General features: G+C 61.8%; 17 protein-coding genes. 10 read left to right on the top strand and 7 right to left on the bottom strand.

Annotation, left to right across the window (positions count from 1 at the left end):
• Positions 1-87: 87 nt before the first annotated feature.
• The gene (locus IPK17_RS01445) at positions 88-1,107 is read left to right on the top strand and encodes a LacI family DNA-binding transcriptional regulator (RefSeq protein WP_343415891.1); all 1,020 of its coding nucleotides are present in this window, start codon (positions 88-90) and stop codon (positions 1,105-1,107) included.
• Positions 1,108-1,152: 45 nt separating this feature from the next.
• A complete protein-coding gene (locus IPK17_RS01440) occupies positions 1,153-2,208 on the top strand; it encodes a pectin acetylesterase-family hydrolase (RefSeq protein WP_343415890.1) in 1,056 nt (351 codons plus the stop codon).
• Positions 2,209-2,361: 153 nt separating this feature from the next.
• Here the strand turns inward: IPK17_RS01440 and IPK17_RS01435 are convergent, their stop codons facing one another.
• Entirely contained in the window at positions 2,362-3,783 is a 1,422-nt protein-coding gene (locus IPK17_RS01435; protein WP_343415889.1) for an SH3 domain-containing protein, read from the bottom strand.
• Positions 3,784-3,785: 2 nt separating this feature from the next.
• Positions 3,786-4,706, bottom strand: a complete 921-nt coding sequence (locus IPK17_RS01430; protein ID WP_343415888.1) for an SGNH/GDSL hydrolase family protein — start codon at positions 4,704-4,706, stop codon at positions 3,786-3,788.
• 131 nt (positions 4,707-4,837) lie between these two features.
• On the opposite strand from IPK17_RS01430, the gene IPK17_RS01425 reads away from it, so the two are divergent.
• The 3 genes from IPK17_RS01425 to IPK17_RS01415 are packed head-to-tail and all read left to right on the top strand — an operon-like array spanning position 4,838 to position 7,744.
• Positions 4,838-5,995: an SGNH/GDSL hydrolase family protein gene (locus tag IPK17_RS01425; RefSeq protein ID WP_343415887.1), complete on the top strand. Its 1,158-nt coding sequence runs from the start codon at positions 4,838-4,840 to the stop codon at positions 5,993-5,995.
• A gap of 20 nt (positions 5,996-6,015) precedes the next feature.
• Positions 6,016-7,131 carry an SH3 domain-containing protein gene (locus tag IPK17_RS01420; protein WP_343415886.1) on the top strand — a complete coding sequence of 372 codons (1,116 nt, stop codon included), beginning with the start codon at positions 6,016-6,018 and terminating at the stop codon, positions 7,129-7,131.
• A complete protein-coding gene (locus IPK17_RS01415; protein WP_343415885.1) occupies positions 7,118-7,744 on the top strand; it encodes an SGNH/GDSL hydrolase family protein in 627 nt (208 codons plus the stop codon). Before IPK17_RS01420 ends, IPK17_RS01415 begins: the two co-directional genes overlap by 14 nt.
• A gap of 85 nt (positions 7,745-7,829) precedes the next feature.
• On the opposite strand, the gene IPK17_RS01410 is transcribed toward IPK17_RS01415, so the two are convergent.
• Both IPK17_RS01410 and IPK17_RS01405 read right to left on the bottom strand, forming a co-directional pair.
• The gene (locus tag IPK17_RS01410; RefSeq protein WP_343415884.1) at positions 7,830-8,045 is read right to left on the bottom strand and encodes a hypothetical protein; all 216 of its coding nucleotides are present in this window, start codon (positions 8,043-8,045) and stop codon (positions 7,830-7,832) included.
• Positions 7,990-9,774: an ArnT family glycosyltransferase gene (locus tag IPK17_RS01405; protein ID WP_343415883.1), complete on the bottom strand. Its 1,785-nt coding sequence runs from the start codon at positions 9,772-9,774 to the stop codon at positions 7,990-7,992. Before IPK17_RS01405 ends, IPK17_RS01410 begins: the two co-directional genes overlap by 56 nt.
• A 241-nt stretch (positions 9,775-10,015) precedes the next feature.
• Here IPK17_RS01405 and IPK17_RS01400 point away from each other — a divergent pair, with 241 nt between their 5' ends.
• Both IPK17_RS01400 and IPK17_RS01395 read left to right on the top strand, forming a co-directional pair.
• A complete protein-coding gene (locus tag IPK17_RS01400; RefSeq protein WP_343415882.1) occupies positions 10,016-10,903 on the top strand; it encodes an alpha/beta hydrolase family protein in 888 nt (295 codons plus the stop codon).
• Positions 10,894-12,177: an MFS transporter gene (locus IPK17_RS01395; protein WP_343415881.1), complete on the top strand. Its 1,284-nt coding sequence runs from the start codon at positions 10,894-10,896 to the stop codon at positions 12,175-12,177. The genes IPK17_RS01400 and IPK17_RS01395 overlap by 10 nt, the downstream gene beginning before the upstream one ends.
• Before the next feature lie 44 nt (positions 12,178-12,221).
• Here IPK17_RS01395 and IPK17_RS01390 read toward each other — a convergent pair whose 3' ends face one another.
• Positions 12,222-13,859: an SRPBCC family protein gene (locus IPK17_RS01390; protein ID WP_343415880.1), complete on the bottom strand. Its 1,638-nt coding sequence runs from the start codon at positions 13,857-13,859 to the stop codon at positions 12,222-12,224.
• Between the two features lie 92 nt (positions 13,860-13,951).
• On the opposite strand from IPK17_RS01390, the gene IPK17_RS01385 reads away from it, so the two are divergent.
• Genes IPK17_RS01385 through IPK17_RS01375 form a run of 3 tightly spaced genes read left to right on the top strand, consistent with a single transcriptional unit; the run spans position 13,952 to position 14,949 of the window.
• A complete protein-coding gene (locus IPK17_RS01385; RefSeq protein ID WP_343415879.1) occupies positions 13,952-14,221 on the top strand; it encodes a hypothetical protein in 270 nt (89 codons plus the stop codon).
• Between the two features lie 9 nt (positions 14,222-14,230).
• On the top strand, positions 14,231-14,689 hold the full coding sequence (locus IPK17_RS01380) for a hypothetical protein (protein ID WP_343415878.1): 459 nt from the start codon (positions 14,231-14,233) through the stop codon (positions 14,687-14,689).
• Complete coding sequence (locus tag IPK17_RS01375) at positions 14,689-14,949, top strand: YtxH domain-containing protein (protein WP_343415877.1); 261 nt, start codon at positions 14,689-14,691, stop codon at positions 14,947-14,949. The genes IPK17_RS01380 and IPK17_RS01375 overlap by 1 nt, the downstream gene beginning before the upstream one ends.
• Positions 14,950-15,018: 69 nt before the next feature.
• Here IPK17_RS01375 and IPK17_RS01370 read toward each other — a convergent pair whose 3' ends face one another.
• The gene (locus IPK17_RS01370; protein WP_343415876.1) at positions 15,019-16,704 is read right to left on the bottom strand and encodes an NAD(P)H-hydrate dehydratase; all 1,686 of its coding nucleotides are present in this window, start codon (positions 16,702-16,704) and stop codon (positions 15,019-15,021) included.
• Positions 16,705-16,822: 118 nt separating this feature from the next.
• Positions 16,823-17,782 (bottom strand): polyprenyl synthetase family protein, encoded by a 960-nt coding sequence (locus tag IPK17_RS01365; protein ID WP_343415875.1) that lies wholly within the window; start codon positions 17,780-17,782, stop codon positions 16,823-16,825.
• Positions 17,783-17,856: the final 74 nt, after the last annotated feature.

Genomic DNA, 17,856 nt, shown 5'->3' with positions numbered 1-17,856 from the left:
AAATTGCAATAGGTCTCCATTAAACTATATTCACGCAACGTCGTTGCGTCGACGAGACCGTTTTGGGCTGACTAAAGGTTGCACTTCATGACGCAAAAACCAACGATTGAAGATATTGCTCGCCTTGCTGAGGTCAGCCGAGGGACGGTATCGCGCGTGCTCGATAATCATCCCGCTGTCAGTGATGACACCCGCGCCCGCGTCCTCGACGTGATCGAGCGGCTCAACTACAGCCCCAATTACAGCGCCCGCCATATGCGCACCGAGACCTCGAATATGGTTGGCTTCGAGACGGACGAAGTCAGCACAACGCCGTACGCGGTCGACATCATTCGCGGCGCGCAGGAGACCCTGCGCCAGAACGGGAAAGTGCTGCTCGTCATCAGCGCGGGCTATGATTTCGAGACGACGCAGTCGTCTTTGGAAGTGCTGATCGAGCGCCGCGTCGAAGGCATCATCTACGCGACCATGTTTCACCGCGAAGTCGAACTCCCGCCGCAGATGTCGCGCTTGCCGACCGTGCTCGCTAACTGCTACGCCAAAGATCGCAACCTGCCGTCGGTCGTGCCGGACGAGTTTTCTGGTGGGTACAATGCCGCATGCGCGCTGCTGGAGCAGGGGCACAAACGGATCGCCTTTATCAACCTGAACCGCGCCTATGGCACGCCGATTGCGCCCACACCCGCTGCGGAAGGTCGGCTCAGAGGGTTTCTTCGTGCTCATGAGGATTTCGGCGTCCACTTCGACGACGCGCTGCTGATTTACACGGATCAGCGCCCGCAGACCAATCACGCCATCACGCTGGAGTTGATGCGACGCTCCCAACCGCCGACGGCGATCTTCTGCGGCAATGATCGCACGGCTGTCGGGTGCTACAACGGCTTGATGTCACTCGGACTGCGCATCCCCGATGATGTCGCCGTGGTCGGTTTTGATAATCAGGTGGATATCTGCGAGGCGATGTACCCGCGCTTGACCAGCGTGCAGCTCCCGCACTATGCGATGGGGCGGTGGGCCGCCGAGTATCTGTTGGCCGCCCATAATGGGGCGTCCCCGCCCGTACAGCATCAGATCGCATGCGCGTTGGTGCCCCGCCAGTCGATCTAAGCGGAACACGCTACAATAGACGCAAAACTGGAATAGAGGCTCTTGATGAAACGACTCGTCTTGATCGTCGGCCTGCTGCTTACGTTGAGCGGGCAGGTCTATGCCCAAGAGGTGCCCGCGCGCTGGCAGCTGCCCGCTGGCACATGGAATCAGATTTCGCCCGGAGGCGAAACCACGTGCGGACATGGCGCGCCCTACAGCTTTTACTATCGCGAAGGCCCGGGCGAAGACCTGCTGATCAATTTTCAAGGTGGGGGCATGTGCTGGAACGCGCAGACCTGCAACGTCTCGACGACCACCTTCGACGACTGGATCAACCCCGGCGATCCGAGCGATAACCCGGCGCTGTTCCCGGTTGGCATCACCGACTTCAGCAACCCGGAGAACCCGTTCCTCAATTATGACATGGTCTATGTTAACTACTGCACCGGGGATATGCACACGGGGAACGCCGTCGTCGGCTACAACTTCGAGGGCAACTATTTTGAGACCCGGCACAAGGGGGTGGTGAACGCCTCCGCGGTGCTGAACTGGGTCTACAACAACTTTCCCAATCCGGACTCCGTTTTTGTGACCGGCTGCAGCGCGGGATCAGTTGGCGCGGCCTATTGGGCGAGCGACATTATGACGCACTACCCGGGCGAACGCGCCGCCTTACTCGGCGATTCTGGGGGAGGCTGGCGCGGACTCGGCGCGGCGTGGACGCTGTGGGGCACGAACTACAACGGCATCACCGGGAACAACCTGAGCATCGAAACCTTTTACAGCTCGACGGCGCGCAGCTTTCCGAACAGCCGGGTCGCGCAGTACAACACCGCCTGGGACGAAACGCAGACCTTTTTCCACGATGTCGGTTTTGCCGCTTACGCCTTCCGCGAAGGGCTGCGCCTCAACCTGCGTGAGATCAGCAACCGGGCGCGCAACTTCCGTTCATATACGCAGGGCGGCAACCTGCACTGTATGCTCCCGCGCGGCGAATTCTACTCGTATGCCGTCAACGGGGTGCGCCTGCGCGATTGGGTCGCGGACATCGCCGCTGGTCGCAACGTCAATACCGTTGCCTGCACCAACTGCGACGCTCCGGGTTTCGTCGGGCAGTAAAGCACCGTCTATCTACAGCTGCTTTTGTAGGGGCGGGACTTGTCCCGCCCCTCGCCTGCCGAATTCTTTCGGTCCTCCCCCCCCCCCCCCCCCCCCCTCCCCCCGCTTCCTTCCCCTCTCCTTTAGGAGAGGGGGTAGGGCTGAGGTTAGTCTTTACCGCGCTTCGCCACACACGCGCCACGCGCCATTTCCCTGACTCATGGCGTACGCGCCGAGTTCCCACTGGCGAAATTCGCCGTTGTACTCGGTCTGGATCTGACCATCGCACTGCACGGTCGCGTTCGCACCGCTCTGGGACGCCGTATAGCACGCCACATTGAGCAGTTCCGCGCGCATTGCCCGGAACGACTGCGATTGCAGCAGGGCCTGCGAGTCCCAGCTCGCGCACGACAGCGCCTGCATCCGTCCGCCATCGGCGACCAACCGTGCCAAGAGATATTCGTACATCACCTGATCCGGCGTCATGCCTCCTCCGATCACTGACACGACGGGCGCAGCACTTGCATCTGGCAGGTCGGCGCACGGGCCGAGCGTCGTTACTGCGTCAGCTTCCACCCAACCACCACCAAAGGCTTCGGTCAGGTGATACCAGCCATCGCCGCTTGTTTCAATTACGGGGTAGCTGCCGCCCCCGTTAAGGTTCGTGTCCACAGTGGCATTGATGTCCGGTTCAGCGAATGCTGCCACGGAGCCATTGATGAGGCAGACACTCGGCGCGATCCTCAGGTTATCGAGCAGGGAGAGTGCCGGGAACGGCGCGAAGATCTCGGACGCCGGATCGCTGCCGTCATTCACCCGTGCGACCACATCGCCGGGGTTTAGCACCTGCCGGTTCTCACCCGTACCGACCGCCGTTTCGCCTGCTAGGGCGTAAGTCGTGAAGCCCAGCGGACCCACACTGAGGTAGAGCGCGCCATTGGTGTTCGCCAACTCAAAGCCGTTGACCGTCAGCCGCTGCGGGGCGTCGCCGCTCGTGGCGATGACTGCGCCCGTTTGCGCGCAGGCTGTCTCAGCGGGTTCGAGCGTCAGCCCGTAACCGACGACACCCCCGGTCGCACCCTGCTCCACGACGGGCAGCGTATCGAGCGCTGGATCGACGATGACAAGACTTTTGGCGACCCACGCGACTGTACCATCTTCCAACTGCACGCGCAGCCAGGCGCCATCCGCGCTTTGACCATCGGCCGTCAGCCGATCATCGAAGCGGAAGATACCCACTTGATCGAAGTTTGAGCCGGGGCCGCTGCGCAGATTGACGTTGTACCCGGCAGCATTGCCGATCTCGACGCTGGTGCTGGCGATTTCGCCCTGTTCGAACGCGGTCAGCCGCGCCCCGATGAGTGTCACGGTCAGCGTATCGCTCAAGCGCAGCACCTGCGGTTCGGTTGCGCTGAGAGCTTCTTCGAGCGGCACGCTTGTGCCGTCCGCCAGACACGCTGTGCCGATGGCACTTTCAGAGCACGCGCTAATCAGCAGCGGCACATCGCACGTTTCCTGCGCGACTGCCGTGCTGATCGCCAGGGTTGCCAGCAGGGCATAGGTCAGCCAGCGGAGGATCGAAAAACGCTTGAGCATGGTTATCCCTCACTCGGTAACAGTTCAAGTTCAGTCAGCAGCGCGTCGAGCGCCTGCAAGGTGACCAGATTGCGCACGGTATAGCCTGCCGTCAGCCCGCTTTCGGTGAACGTCGCCGCGTTGTCCGGCGCTTCGGGCGACGTCAGGTGCAGCGTGTCATTCAAATCGACGCCGTAATTCGGCATCGGTTCGAGCGCGATTAGCAGATTAATCACGGGGAGATCGTAGTCGGTGGCGATCTTCAGGATGATCTGGTTAAAGGTGACGCTCAGTTCCGGCGCTTCCGGTCGAATCGGCATCGTGTACAGCACTGGCACGACGTTCGCATTGACCGTCTCGATCACCACCAGACGCATGAAGTAGTCGAACAGCGTCGCGTCGAAGGCCATCACATCGTTCGTGCCGAACATGATCAGCGCGAAGGCGGCATTCGATTCGCGGTACTCACAGGCGAGCGGCGTTTCGTTCGGTTGGCAGACGTCGGCAATCGCCCACGTCGTGTCCAGCGCGCTGGCGGTCGAGAAGCCGAGCGCGTTAGCGTAGTTCTCCCGGTTGAACGCATTCACGTCGTCCGCGGCGAAGAAATCCACCACCCCTTGCAGGTCGGCGTACGCGCCGAGGTCGTACTCACCATTCCCAAAATCTACGAGGAAGTGTTCCGACGCCGTCATCGAGTCCCCGACTTTCGAGAACGCATGGGGGTTGTGCGGTACGTCGAGCGCTTGCCCCGCTTCGAAAATGGCGCGGGCGCGCTCCGTCAGCGCGGGCAGCAGCGGCACATCCGCCGGATCGATGGCGTCCAGTGCGGCGGGGTCAAAGTCGCCGAGTTCAGGCGGTGTGATCGGTTCTTGCGCGGACAAGCTCGTCGCGCTGAACATGAAAAGGCCAGCGACCATGAGCGGCAAAATTCGTTGTTTCAGCATAGATGCAGTTCTTCTCCCAGCCAGAAAACGCGTCCATTATAGCGTATTCTCCGAGCGTCCGAACACTAGGCAGGTCTGGACGTTTACCCTATAATGGGCGCGAATGTGTCAGCTTGACGGGGATCGTAGTTATGCTTAAACAGCGTTTTGGGCTTTTCGTCATCCTACTGCTGGTGCTGGTGAGCAGTTCATTGGTCGGCGCGCAGGATGTGATTCGTGGTACGACGAGCGGACAGGTTTTGAATGTCCGTGAATTGCCGGATCGGGCCAGTACGGCGCTCGCCCAATTCCCACCCCACACCGACTTCATCGTCGAAGCGCGCAACGAAGCCGCCGATTGGCTGCTGGTCACCGCGCCCGCGCTCAACCTGCGCGGCTGGATCGCGATCGGCTTTGTCACGTTTGAGCGCGAAGTGCGCGTGAGTCAGGAAATTCCCGTGTCGACCGAACAGGTCAACACGACGACCATGAATGCCAATGGCGCACCTGCGGGCGGTGAAGCCGCTCCGGTCGCCATCATCCCGGACAACATCGATTACCCTGCCGTCTACATGCCGGAAGCCGTGTGGCGCAATGTGCGCAACATCTGGGCGCGTGGTCGCCAGCTTGGCAACGACCCGTGGGTGCTGATGAAGGTCGGCGAGAGCAACACCGCCGGCACGGTCTACCTGTGCAACTTTGAATGGCGCGCTTATGACCTCGGCACGTATACCCATCTGCAGGGCATCGTCGACGGTTTCAGCGCGACTGGTTCGTTCTGCCGCGTGAATGCCTCCGCGCAAAACGGCTTCGCGACCGTTAACGCGCTCGACCCGATGTTCGCGCCCGCCGACATCTGCCAGCCGAACGAATCGCCGCTGGCGTGCGAAGTGCGCCGCTCGCGCGCCTCGTTCGCGTTCATCTACATCGGTTTAGCGGATACGGGCATCCTCACCCCAGCCGAATACAACGCCAATCTGCGCGAAATTGTGCGCTATCTCAGCGATAACGGCGTGGTGCCGATCCTGGGCACGTGGCCGACCGCCGACAGCTTCAACACCAACAATCGCCCGCAGCTCTTCAACGAGGAAATCCGCGATGTGGCGCATGCGCTCAACGTGCCGCTGCTCGACTTCCGCGCGGCGCTGTTCAACTACGACAATCACGGCACCGGGCCGGATGGCTATCATCTGTCGGTGCGCGACACCACGCGCAGCGAATTTGGCGGTGATGAGCTGACCTACGGCCGCACCTACCGTGAACTGCAATCGCTGCAAATTCTGTACGATCTCATGTCTGCTATGAATTAACGGACGGCCTCTATTCACTCATGAGTTGCCTCCGTCCCGCCGGAGTGCGGGCACTGATCAGCGCTGGCCTCACCGCCGTGCTGATCAGTGCTTGTACGCTGGCGCAGCCCACCCCAACGCCCACACCCACCGTCACACCGACGCTTGAACCGAGCGCTACGCCCACGCCGACGGTCGTCCCGACTGAAACGCCTGTTCCGTCGCCGACACCGCTTGTCTCACTGATTCCCCGCGATCTGGCGGTCGCCGGTGACATGGTGTACGTGCGTGACGAACCGGATCTGCTCGCACCCGTTACGCGCACCGTGAATGTGGTCGCGCCGTGGTCGGCAATTGGGCGCACGGGAGACAATCAGTGGCTGCAAGTTCGCTTCGATGATGGGTTTGTCGGCTGGTTGGTGTATCTGCCGGATGCGCATACCGTCGCGCTCGAGTCGCTGGCGGTGACGGGGGAATCGCGTCTGTATGACCGGGTGGCCTTGGTATCGTCGGCTGCGCTCCAATTTTATGTGGAGGCGGGTGACGCGCTGCAGGATACGCTCAATCAGTTGTCCGCGTTGCGCATCGATGCGCGCACCAGCGACAACGCGTGGCTGCACGGCACGGATCAACAGGGGCGCATGGGGTGGGTGGCTGCCGACGGTGTGCAGCTCACCTTCGAGATCGCGTCGCTGGATACTCGCGAAGTGACCATCAATGCGGTGCCGGAGATGAATGCACGGGTCGAACTCGAATCCGGCGGGCTGCGTTTGCGCCAAGCCCCCAACATCGATGCGACCGTGCTGCTCAATCTCATGGCGGGCACCCAGCTCGCCGTCGCCGAACGCACCACCGACAACGCGTGGTTGCTTGTACAGCTTAGGGAAGGGTATCGCGGGTGGGTGTCGGCGCAGTACGTCGAACTCATGGACATCACGCTCGACGCGGTGACGGCTAACCCGAACCCGCAGCCTGTCGCCTACTTCACGCCGCCGACGCCCGCCAATGCTCCCTCCGTCACCCTGATCGGCGGGGGCGCTCGCAGCATCTTTGAGTCGGGGCGGCAGATGGGCAATCGCGCCAACGTATTTACTACGGTCGGCGACAGCCTGACCGACACGCCCAACTTTCCTCCGCCACATCGTGAACGGGTATGACCTCGGACAGTACGGCTATTTGCTGCCCGTCATCAACTACTTCAATGTTGATACGGGGCAGGGGAATGCTTTTCTGCGGCGGGCGCTTTCGGCCAAGGCGGGGTGGAGCACCTTCAGCGTCGTGGTGGAAGAGCGACCGGAACTTTCGGGAACGTGTGCCGCTGGTGAACTCGCGCTCGACTGCGAATATCGGCTCACCCAGCCTGCCTACGCCATCATCATGATTGGCACGAACGACGCGCCCGCTTTCCCGGCGGACACGTACCGTGCCAATATGACGCGCATCATCGAGATCAGCATCGCGCACGGCGTCGTGCCCATTTTGAGCACGCTGCCGCCGCGCACGCAGTACAACGACCGCATTCTCGAATACAATGCCGTGATCACGCAGCTCGCTCAGCTTTACGGCTTACCGATCACCGATCTCTATACCGCGCTGCTGCCTTTACCGAATCAGGGCTTGAGCCCGGATGGAATTCATCTCTCCGAGCCACCCGGCGCGCCCGCCGCCACGCTGATCTTCAACTCGGCGAATCTCGCCTATGGTACGACCATGCGTAACCTCACCGTCTTGCAGGCACTGGCCGCCGTGCAGGCGCAGGTCGGGTATTGATGTGGGCAGCGACTTTCGTAGGGACGCGATTTATCGCGTCCGCCGCTTCCTACTCTATCCGCCTCCCTGAATTCGGGGCGGGCTTTTATTCCACCGTGATTTCCATCAGTTCGTACACGTCCCTACCGCCGCTGAGCGGCAGCCGCACGCCAGTCTGATAGTCATACAAGCCGATGCGTACCCGGTAGCGTCCCGCAGACAGATCGGCAGGCAGCGTGAGCGTGAGCGGCGTGCCGATCAGCGTCTCACTTCGGTTCGTTCCATGCGTAGGTGGGGCGGGCCGGTGCAGCGGGAGCACCATCGACCTGTGCCAGCGGTTGATCGGCGTCCAATGGGGTGAAGTGGATGAACAGCGAATAATCGCTTGGGGGCGTGTTGTCGGCTTGCCAGTAGAACCGGAACGGGAGCGATGCACCTGCTGTTGCCGTGGTAGCGGGTAAGTCTGCGCCGACTAACCGGATCGCCGTGCCGAACCGTGCCTCAAGCGGCTGCTGCATTGTCCACAACCGAACGACCACATATTCCGGTGACCGCGTTGGTGCGCCGAATGTACGCAAGGGGAGGGCATCGGTCAGCCAAGCGCCGCTCGTTTGCGCTGCCCACGCGTTGCGCTCAATCACGGCGTAGCTGATTCCGTGCTGGGCGCGCCATTCAGCGGGGGGGAGCGCCGCCCAATCGTCGTTCAGCCACCAGTCGAACCACTGCCGCCCGACGATGCCGCCCCAGAACGGGTTAAACGTCTTGTGATTGTCTTCGCCCACGAGCACCGTGCCCGACTCGAGATTCTCGTCTGCCCACAGGCGCAGCGCGACCCGTGCATCCGGCAGCAGGCGATTTTGCAGGATCGGCGTACTGGCGCTGATGTGCGGGAACAACACGCCCACAGCGAGTGCCAGCGGCACGATCACCGCTGCCAGTGGTGCCAGCTTTGGCCCGCGCCTGGCGCTGAATTCCGTCAGCGTGCTCATGATTTGCGCCGCGGCCACGCCGAACAGCACACACGCGGCGGCGGTCGCGGGCAGCACATCTTTCATGCGTTCGCGCACGTTGACTTCGCTGAAGGTCGCCGCCAGCCACGGGATGGTAACAATGAGAGCTGCGGTTACTGCGATAGGCAGCACCTTGGCACGGGTCTTGCCTGCGAACCACGAGACCGCGCCCAAGCCGACGATCAGCGCGAACGCGGTGAAATTCAACGGCACAAGCGCGTGATAGATGTTGTTCGCCACCCGCCCGACATTCAGGATGTTCGCGAACCCGCCTTCACGGGCCGTCGCACCTTCGCGGGGGACGACCAGAATGCCCGTCACGGCGATTGCGATGACCGCCGCGAGAATGACGATGCTGATCACCGCCAACCGTATACCGCGCCGCCGATCCGTCCGCCAGACCACCGCTGCAGCGACCAGGCTGGGGAGCACGGCAGTGAGGGTGAAATATTTAGCGAGAATCGCTAGTCCGCCGCCGACTACACTCCAAAGTGCGAGTCGGGTTGCATTCGGTTCGGTCAGCGCTCTGACCCCAAGATACAGCGCCGCGCTCACCAGCAGGTAGAGCAGGGGATCCGGCGTGGCGTAGATCGCGTTTTCGACCACCAGCGGCGCGACTCCCCACGCGCTTCCGGCGATCCAGCCCGCGGCATCGCCCGCCAGCGATCCCCGTGGAAACAGCGAGCGAGCGGTGAGCGCGCTCAAGATCAGCGTCAGCAGGCTGAACCCGGCGCTGATCAGCCGCAGCACGGCGACCGCCGCCGCCATCGACGTAATGCCGAGCGTTTCCATGACGACTTGTACGCCCATGATCAGCCAGATATAGAGCGGCGGATACCCGGTCAGGTACGCCTGATTGTCAAACAGGCCGCGCCATTCGAGGGCGGTCAGATAGAAGACCGGTTCATCGGGGTGATCGACGTAGGGGAGGCTGAAATTGTAGCCGACCACGCGGAAGATCGCGGCGACCGCCACGATCACCAGCAGACCGATCCACCACCGTCGCTCCGCAGAATTGTTGTTATGTTCGTTGTTCGTCATCGGATTATTGCGCTGGTGTCCGTGAGAAAGTTAGTATTCTAACGTCAGTTAGGGATAAGCCTCATTCACGCGTCCCCTCGCCCCCAACCCCTCTCCCGCGCAAGCGGGGAGAGGAAAGGAATGGCGAGTGATGTTGTCTCCCCTCCCTGAATTCGGGGAGGGGCCGGGGTGGGGTCAGAGAAGCGTTATCCATATTTCGCGTTATTCTACCAGATGCTCCCGATGCGAGGATGTACCGCCTATGTCTGATCGAATGCAGCTCTACGCTCTGCTTGGTGACTTGCCGCCGCGCGATTACCCGATTTCTGTACAGGTCGTCGACCAGACGGAGCGTGACGGCTATCTGCTCGAAACCCTCGTCTTGGACCTGAATGGTCTGGAGACCGTTCCCGCCTACTTTGTCAAACCTTTGACCGCCGTCGGACGCCTACCGTGCATCGTCTATTCGCATGCGCACGGTGGCGATTACGAATTAGGCAAACGCGAGCTGCTCACCGGACGCAAAGCGCTCGTTTCACCCTATGCTGCCGCGTTGACTCAGCGGGGCTATGCCGCTCTGTGCATCGATCACTGGTGCTTCGGCGAACGCCGCGGGCGGGCGGAAAGCGCCGTCTTCAAGGAAATGCTCTGGCGCGGGCAGGTGCTGTGGGGCATGATGGTCTACGATTCGCTGCGCGCGGTGGACTACTTGGTCTCACGGGCGGATATTGATCCGGAGCGGTTAGGTGCGTTAGGCTTATCTATGGGCAGTACGATGTCTTGGTGGATAGCCGCGCTTGATCCCCGCATTCGCGTATGCGTTGATATTTGCTGCCTGACCGATTTTGACGCCCTCATCGAGAGTGCGAACCTCGATGGGCACAGCGTTTATTACTACGTGCCGTCACTACTCAAACATTTTACGACCGCGCAGATCAACGCCTTGATCGCGCCTCGTCCGCATTTGAGCCTCGCCGGGCTGTACGATCCGCTGACTCCGGTCGCGGGCTTGGATCGCATTGACCGCGAACTACAGGCGGTCTATGCCGCTCATCCGGACCGCTGGCAGCTCAAGCGCTATGCGTGCGGTCACCTTGAGACAGCGGCGATGCGTTGGGAAATCATGAGGTTTTTAGAAACATGGCTGTAACTCCACACGATCCGTATGCCGCGCTGCGTTTTCGCGACTTCCGGTTATTGTTCAGCGGTCGCTTTGTCGCGCAGGTCGGCGAGATGATGGTCAGCGTTGCCGTCGGTTGGGAATTGTACGACCGTACAGGCGATGCCTTCGCGCTCGGCCTGGTCGGGTTGGTGCAGGTCATCCCCGTGATGCTGCTCTCGATGCCCGCGGGCTACATCGTCGACCGTTACGACCGCAAGCTGATTACGCTCTGGTCGCAGGTTGTGCTGATCGTCTGTTCCCTGGCGCTGGCCGGGCTGTCCTTGACCCGTGGGCCGTTACCTTTGCTCTATGTGGTTCTCGCGGTGATCGGCGCGGCGCGGGCCTTCAATAACCCGGCGGAAGGCGCGCTCACGCCGCAGACCGTTCCGCCTGAGCATTACTTCAATGCGACCACCTGGAGTTCGATGGTCTGGCAGACTTCCGCCATCACCGGCCCGGCGATTGGTGGTTTCATCATTGGCCTGGCCGGAAATGCGGCGGCGGTTTACATGGTGAATGCAGCGGCAGGTGCGGTCTTGGTGATCGTGCTGCTCATGCTCCGCCTCAAGCCCCAGACTTACACGCCGACCGACGAGCCGCCGCTCAAGGCACTGCGCGCGGGTTGGCATTTCGTTCGCAACACGCAGGTGATTCTCGGCTCGCTCTCGCTCGATATGTTCGCGGTACTCTTTGGCGGCGCGACCTTCCTGCTTCCGATTTATGCCAAAGACATTCTGCACGTGGATGCGACCGGGTTAGGTTTCCTCCGGGCCGCGCCCTCTATCGGCGCATTGATGATGGCGGCGTTCCTCTCGCGCCGACCGCCGTTTCAGCGCGCGGGGCGCACGCTCTTATGGGCCGTGGCGGGGTTCGGCGTGGCGACCATTGCTTTTGGCCTCTCGACCTCGTTCTGGGTGTCGCTGCTGATGCTGGCGCTGACGGGCGCGCTCGATAACATCAGCGTGGTTGTCCGCCATACGCTCGTGCTCACCCACACCCCTGACGACATGCGGGGACGTGTCAATGCGGTCAATAGTACGTTCATCGGCGCATCGAACGAATTGGGCGGTTTCGAATCGGGGTTGGCGGCGGCACTGCTCGGCCCGGTGGGGGCGGTGGTCTTTGGTGGCTTTGGGACGCTGGCAGTCGTCGGTGCGGTCGCGTGGCTGTCGCCGGAACTGCGCCGCATGGGGGCTTTGCACAAATCCTATGCGCCAGAGGCCGAAGTCGCGGCAGCGGCTGAACAGAGCGTTTCAACCTGAAACACAACGGACGGGGTCTCCCGTCCGTTTTTGTTTTTGTTTGGCTACTGCTGCGTTGGTTTAATCCGCCGGATCGTCTTCCGCTGGCGGCGCAGCGCCGTACGCAGACCCATGCGCAGCGGCGTCATATCCGGGCGGTTGGCTTTGGTCAGCGGTTCGGGTTTCACGTCGCTGACGGCTTTCATCTGCTGCGTATCACTCGGACGCTGCACGCCGAAGATCTCCCAGATGCTGATGTTCGCCGTATCCTGCGTGGTCGGCTGCGCCATCGTCGCATTCGGTGAAATAGTCGGCTCTTCCCACGGTCGGCTGGTCGGCCCCTCGTTGAGCTTCGTCACCTCGACGGGTTCCGGCGCTGGTGGTGGTTCCACTGCCGCGGGCAGCGCCATGACGGGTTCTTCGACCACCGGCTCATCCATTACCGGGGCGGGGACCTCAAGCTCCGGCTCGGGCGCAAGGATTTTGGTGGGCTCGGGTTCCGGCTGCGGCGGCAGCGCCGTCTTCGGGCGCTCAACCGGGGTGTCCAGCTTGACCTCAATCGGTTCCGACGCGTGTTCTTCCGTCGGCTCGTTGATAGCGGTGACGGGCGGCGCTTCGTCGATCACGGGCATCGCTTCGGGTTCCGCGGGCGCGACCGGATGTGTGAGCGTCGGTTCGGCGTAAGGCGCGCTTGCTGGCGGCGCGTCGTCGACGGGCTGGCGCGGCTGCGTATCGTACAGCGGGTCGGGTTCCGGCTCGGCGATCACGACGGGCGCGGAACTCGTCACGGGCGGCACGTAGGCGGGCGGCGGCGTGCTCTCCATCTCGAAGCTGAAATCGAAATCGGGCTCGCTGTGTGGCGGAATCGATTCGACCTCGGCGGTGCTCAGCTTGTCACTACTTGATGAGTCAACTTCAGACACCAGCGGCAGCGGCGTGGTGACTGTCGGCTCCGAGCTCGGCTTGATGACGGGATTCGGTCGCGTGTCATCCACTGCCGGCGGCGGCTCATCGATTATTGGTGCCGGCGGTGCAGGCTGCAAATCGCGCTCACTGATCGGCGTGAACGGCTTGAGCGACTGCGCGTCGTCATCTGAGAGCGGCGGCTCGTCGATGATCGGTAAGCCGGGTGTGCGCACGATGACGGGTTCGGCAGGCTTTTCGCCCTCTTTGGGCTGGCTGGGATGCCGCGGTTGGTACTGCGCGCGTTCTTCGGCGTTCGGCGCATCCCGCATCAAGGATTTCGGTTCCAGCGGTGACGTCGCGCCGTGCGCTTTGATCTGCAGGTAGAGCTTACGCAGGCTGTCCGCAATCGACTTGTCGATCTGGCGGCGGGTGCTCAGCGAGTCGCGCATGCCTCCGAATAAGCCCGGCAAGCTGTACGTGAACGTCCACTGCACGATCGTCCCTTCGGGGATCTCCTGCAAGCGGATGCGCCCGATGTTCTCCTCGTAACCGGGGCCGTCGACAAACACGTACTCGTAGCCAAGTCCGTTATACCACGCGGTGACTTCCAGTACGTACTCGCGTCCGCTCTCGCTCGTTTGACGCCAACGTGTGCCGGGGCCTTCATGCTTACCGGTCAGGAAGGTCACGTTCTTGCAATCGACCTGCCACTTGGAGTTCCGTGACAGATTGCTGATATAGTCCCAAACCACGGGTGGGTTTGCGGCGATTAAGATTCTGTGGTCAATCGTAGTCATAACAGGTTGATTATAAACGCTTTGCGTCTGTGTTCAAATTCTCGCTTTTGCGCTACAATAACAAACGATCTTTCTATGAAGGAGTACCGCGCTTGCCAACGCCGACGCTCGTCTTTGCTGCCATCCTCGCCACACTCCTTGGCGCCGCGTTCCATTTTATCATGGGTGGCAGTTTACGCCGACTCCTCCTCTACATCTGGGCAAGCTGGGTCGGCTTCGGGCTCGGACATTTCATCGGCGTTTTCTTTGGAATCAACGCATTGAACGTCGGCACGCTGCGCTTATTTTCGGCTGCGCTGGGTGCAATCGCGGCGCTGGTAGCCGTTTGGCTCTTGGCTCGTGCGCGCACGAGCGCAAAGTAAAGGACTGGCATGACGGACAAACCTCAAACGGAACAAGGACAGGGTTTCGACATCCGGCGGATTGTATTGATCGCGTCTGGCGTGATCATCGGCTTGATCGTGCTGCTGTTCCTCATTGCACTGCTGATTTCGACGGGCGGCGAATCGGTGGGCAGCGTTGTGCGTATTATTCGCGATCTGGTCATCATCTTCCTCGCGCTCGAAGGTGTACTGATTATTCTCGGCTTGGCCGTGCTCACGCTTCAGGTTGCGCGTCTCGTCAACCTGCTGCAAACCGAAGTCAAGCCGATTCTCGAAAACACGCAGGAAACAGTCAAGACCGCACAGGGCACGGTCGAATTCGTGGGCAGCAACCTCGCCGAACCGGTGATCGCAGCCAGCGGCTTTATGGCGGGCATGTCTGTGCTGGTCGGCAACGTCTTCGGCATTCGCCGCGCTTTAAAGCGCATTCAAGAGGAGACTGAGTAATGCGGCGTGATGCGAATTCTGGACTCGACGGTGGCCTGTTGGTGATGGGGATGCTGCTCGGTATGGCGACCGGGGCGCTCGTCGCGCTGTTTGCCGCCCCGAAGAGCGGGCGCGAGTTCCGCGATCAGGTCTCCGAAACGGTGACGGAAACTGGTCAGCAGATCAAAGCGACGGTCACCCCGGCGGATCCCGTCGCCGAAAGCCTCGCCGAAGGCAAAGCCGCCGCGCGCCGCCGTCGTGCCGAACTGGGTCTGGAATAACCGCCACCCATGCATAGGGATGGGTGGATACACTGCATCCCGACACATGGGTGACCAATACCTTATTCTTTAGCCTTCGAGCGCTAACCATGCTGCGTTGATCATGTCGAGTACATCGCTCGCCATGACGCCGCGCGGGTACACATTGCCGATCATTTCGCCCGCGAGACCATGCACATACCCGGCGCACAGCGCCGCATCGAACGGCTTGAGGCCCTGCGCCAGCAAGCCGACGATCAGCCCGGCGAGGATGTCGCCCGTTCCCGCAGTCGCCAGCGCCGACGTCTTGAACGGCAGCACGGCGACGCGTCCGTCGGGATGCGCAATGATCGTGTGCGCGCCCTTCAGCACAAGGATCACGTTCCACTCCGCCGCTTTTTCCGCCGTGATCTTCCAGCGATCCGCCTGAATTTCGCTCGTTGCCAACCCGCTCAAACGGCTCATCTCGCCGGGATGGGGCGTGAGAATGGTTTCCGCCGGGAGCCGTTCCCACCAATGCTCAATCTCCGCCAGCAGATTCAGCCCATCGGCGTCGATCACCAGCGGCGGCAGCTTTTTGTCTTCTGTGATGGTCGTTGCTGGCGGCGCTTTGGTAAAGCCCATCTGTCCGCGTTGGCGCGCTGTCTCCGCTTTGTTCAGCAGTTTTTCGAGCGCCGATTTCGTCGCTTTGTCGCGCCCCCAGCCGCAGCCGAGCAGCAGCGCGCTGTATTCTGCCGCTTCCTCACGGAGGATCGGCGCTGCGCCCTCCGCGAGTGCGCCCATGTCGTGCGGCAGCAGCAGCCATGTCGCCTCCAGCAGACTGGCCGCCAGCGCGTTGATCGTCGGGGCGGGCGCACCGACCGTCACCAGGCCTGCGCCCGCTCGATAGGCGGCGCGCGCGGCCAGACCCGGCGCGCCTGTATAGTTGACCGATCCCGCGACGATCAGCGCTTTACCGAACGTGCCTTTATGCGCGTCGAGCGGGCGCTCCGGGAGGCGATCCCGCACCGTGACCGCATCGGCAATCACGCGTTTCTCGGACTTCAGTCCTTCGAGCGCATCCGGCAGACCGAGCGTCGCCACCGTGAGTTGACCGATGCTGGCCGCGCCGGGGAAGGCGAATAAGCCCGGCTTCGCGGCGATGAAGGTGATGGTTTCGTCGGCGGGCAGCGCCGTCTTGTCGATGTCGCCCGTGTCGCAGTCCAGACCGCTCGGGCAGTCTACGGCGATCACGTAGGCGTGGGGGAGGCGGGCGGGGATTTCGGTCGGGCGCACGATGATTTCACCTTCGGCGCTCTCATCCTCGGCTTTGAGTGCTGCCTTTGCCGCCCGTAGGAACTTCGCCGCATCGTCGCGTAGGGGCAGCGCCACGCCAATGCCGAACACCGCATCGATCACGAGTGCCGCGCTGGCGATCATGTTTGTCAGCACGCGGTTCCGCTGATCGTCCTCGGCATGGGCGATGAACAGACCCTTGCCCTCCACCGCCTTGAACAGTTCGTCATCGCGCCGCTTGAGCAGATACAGGCGCACCAGCGCGGGCGATTCTTCGGCGAGCAGTCGCGCCGCGACCAAGCCGTCGCCGCCGTTGTTGCCGGGGCCGATCAGCACCGTGATCCGCGCCTCTTCCGGCTTGGGCAGCGTCGCCAGAAATGCGAGTGCCCGGTCCGCGACCGCGCGTCCCGCGAGTTCCATCATGTCGGCGTAGGTGATTCCGGCCGCGTCCGCTGCCGCTTCGATTTCTCGTGTTTTTGCTACCGAAACAACTTTAATCATCGCGTAACACCATTTCTTTGGTTTCAGTCTCCGTATGAGTGTAACGTTGGAGTGGGGGTTGAATCAAAAAGGGCGCACCGCGGCGCGCCCTTTGGAACTTTCAGTCGGGGTTGTATAGTTAGAACGAGCGGTCGACGATCATGTGGGCGAGGTTGGCGAGCTCGTCCTTGGCTGCCGAGGGCGGCAGAATCTCCAATTCGTTGATCGCCTGCTGCACGAGCATGTGTGCCTGCGTGCGCGCCTGATTCAGCGCGTCGCCTTCCATCGCCTTGCGCTTGATCGCATTGACCTTATCGTCCAGCGACGGTTCCGTGCCTTCCTGCGCGTAGGCGGTGGCGAAGCCGCGACCCTGTTCGAGATCGAGTCCGGCTGTCTTGCCGAGCTGTTCTTCATCGCCGATCAGGTCGAGAATGTCGTCGACGATCTGGAAGGCGAGGCCGATGTTGAAACCAAAATTCGCCAGCGCGTCGATCTGCTTGGTGGTGCCGCCCGCCAGCTTCGCGCCCATCGCGCCCGCCGACTTGAACAGCGCCGCCGTCTTGAGCGCGATCACGCGGTAGTAGACTTCCCGGGTGAAGTTGCCTTCTTTGACCGCGGCGGCTTGCAGCGTCTCACCTTCGACCAGCGCGCTCGTACCTTCAGCCAGCAGAATGTTGAGGTCGCCGTAGGGCGCCATCAGTTCGTAGACTTTGGTGAACAGATAATCACCCGTCAGCAGGGCGAACGTGCGGCCAAACAGGGCGTTCACCGAGGGGCGACCGCGCCGCACCACACCATGATCGTTGATATCGTCGTGGACGACGCTCGCGGTATGTACCAGTTCCACCGCGGCGGCCACTGGGACGGCGTGGTTAGGATCTTCTCCGCCGACCGCAGCGTAGGCCAGCAGCGTCAGGCGCGGACGAAATCGCTTACCGCCTGCCGCGATAATGTGGCGGCTGGCGTCACGGAGGACGGCGACTTCGCTGTCCACGGCGTCAACCAAGAGGGTTTCAACTGCTTGAAACGCCGCGGGCAGCGTCTCAGCAAGTTCTGTCCGGGGCTGTACGGCGGCGACCGACGTGTGTTGCATGGTCATTGGGAAATCCCTATGCTTATATTTCGATTGTTCCGTTTAGAACTATCTAAATTTATTGAATTGATTCTACCTAA

The organism is Candidatus Flexifilum breve (assembly GCF_016713355.1).
Note: the sequence above shows the minus strand (reverse complement) of the source record. Positions and strands in the feature narration are given on the sequence as shown.

What these genes read in the sequence shown, in the direction of transcription:
- IPK17_RS01445 (WP_343415891.1), top strand. Translation starts at nt 88, where the DNA reads ATGACGCAAAAACCAACGATTGAAGATATTGCTCGCCTTGCTGAGGTC.
- IPK17_RS01440 (WP_343415890.1), top strand. Translation starts at nt 1,153, where the DNA reads ATGAAACGACTCGTCTTGATCGTCGGCCTGCTGCTTACGTTGAGCGGG.
- IPK17_RS01435 (WP_343415889.1), bottom strand. Translation starts at nt 3,783, where the DNA reads ATGCTCAAGCGTTTTTCGATCCTCCGCTGGCTGACCTATGCCCTGCTG.
- IPK17_RS01430 (WP_343415888.1), bottom strand. Translation starts at nt 4,706, where the DNA reads ATGCTGAAACAACGAATTTTGCCGCTCATGGTCGCTGGCCTTTTCATG.
- IPK17_RS01425 (WP_343415887.1), top strand. Translation starts at nt 4,838, where the DNA reads ATGCTTAAACAGCGTTTTGGGCTTTTCGTCATCCTACTGCTGGTGCTG.
- IPK17_RS01420 (WP_343415886.1), top strand. Translation starts at nt 6,016, where the DNA reads ATGAGTTGCCTCCGTCCCGCCGGAGTGCGGGCACTGATCAGCGCTGGC.
- IPK17_RS01410 (WP_343415884.1), bottom strand. Translation starts at nt 8,045, where the DNA reads ATGGTGCTCCCGCTGCACCGGCCCGCCCCACCTACGCATGGAACGAAC.
- IPK17_RS01405 (WP_343415883.1), bottom strand. Translation starts at nt 9,774, where the DNA reads ATGACGAACAACGAACATAACAACAATTCTGCGGAGCGACGGTGGTGG.
- IPK17_RS01400 (WP_343415882.1), top strand. Translation starts at nt 10,016, where the DNA reads ATGTCTGATCGAATGCAGCTCTACGCTCTGCTTGGTGACTTGCCGCCG.
- IPK17_RS01395 (WP_343415881.1), top strand. Translation starts at nt 10,894, where the DNA reads ATGGCTGTAACTCCACACGATCCGTATGCCGCGCTGCGTTTTCGCGAC.
- IPK17_RS01390 (WP_343415880.1), bottom strand. Translation starts at nt 13,859, where the DNA reads ATGACTACGATTGACCACAGAATCTTAATCGCCGCAAACCCACCCGTG.
- IPK17_RS01380 (WP_343415878.1), top strand. Translation starts at nt 14,231, where the DNA reads ATGACGGACAAACCTCAAACGGAACAAGGACAGGGTTTCGACATCCGG.
- IPK17_RS01375 (WP_343415877.1), top strand. Translation starts at nt 14,689, where the DNA reads ATGCGGCGTGATGCGAATTCTGGACTCGACGGTGGCCTGTTGGTGATG.
- IPK17_RS01370 (WP_343415876.1), bottom strand. Translation starts at nt 16,704, where the DNA reads ATGATTAAAGTTGTTTCGGTAGCAAAAACACGAGAAATCGAAGCGGCA.
- IPK17_RS01365 (WP_343415875.1), bottom strand. Translation starts at nt 17,782, where the DNA reads ATGACCATGCAACACACGTCGGTCGCCGCCGTACAGCCCCGGACAGAA.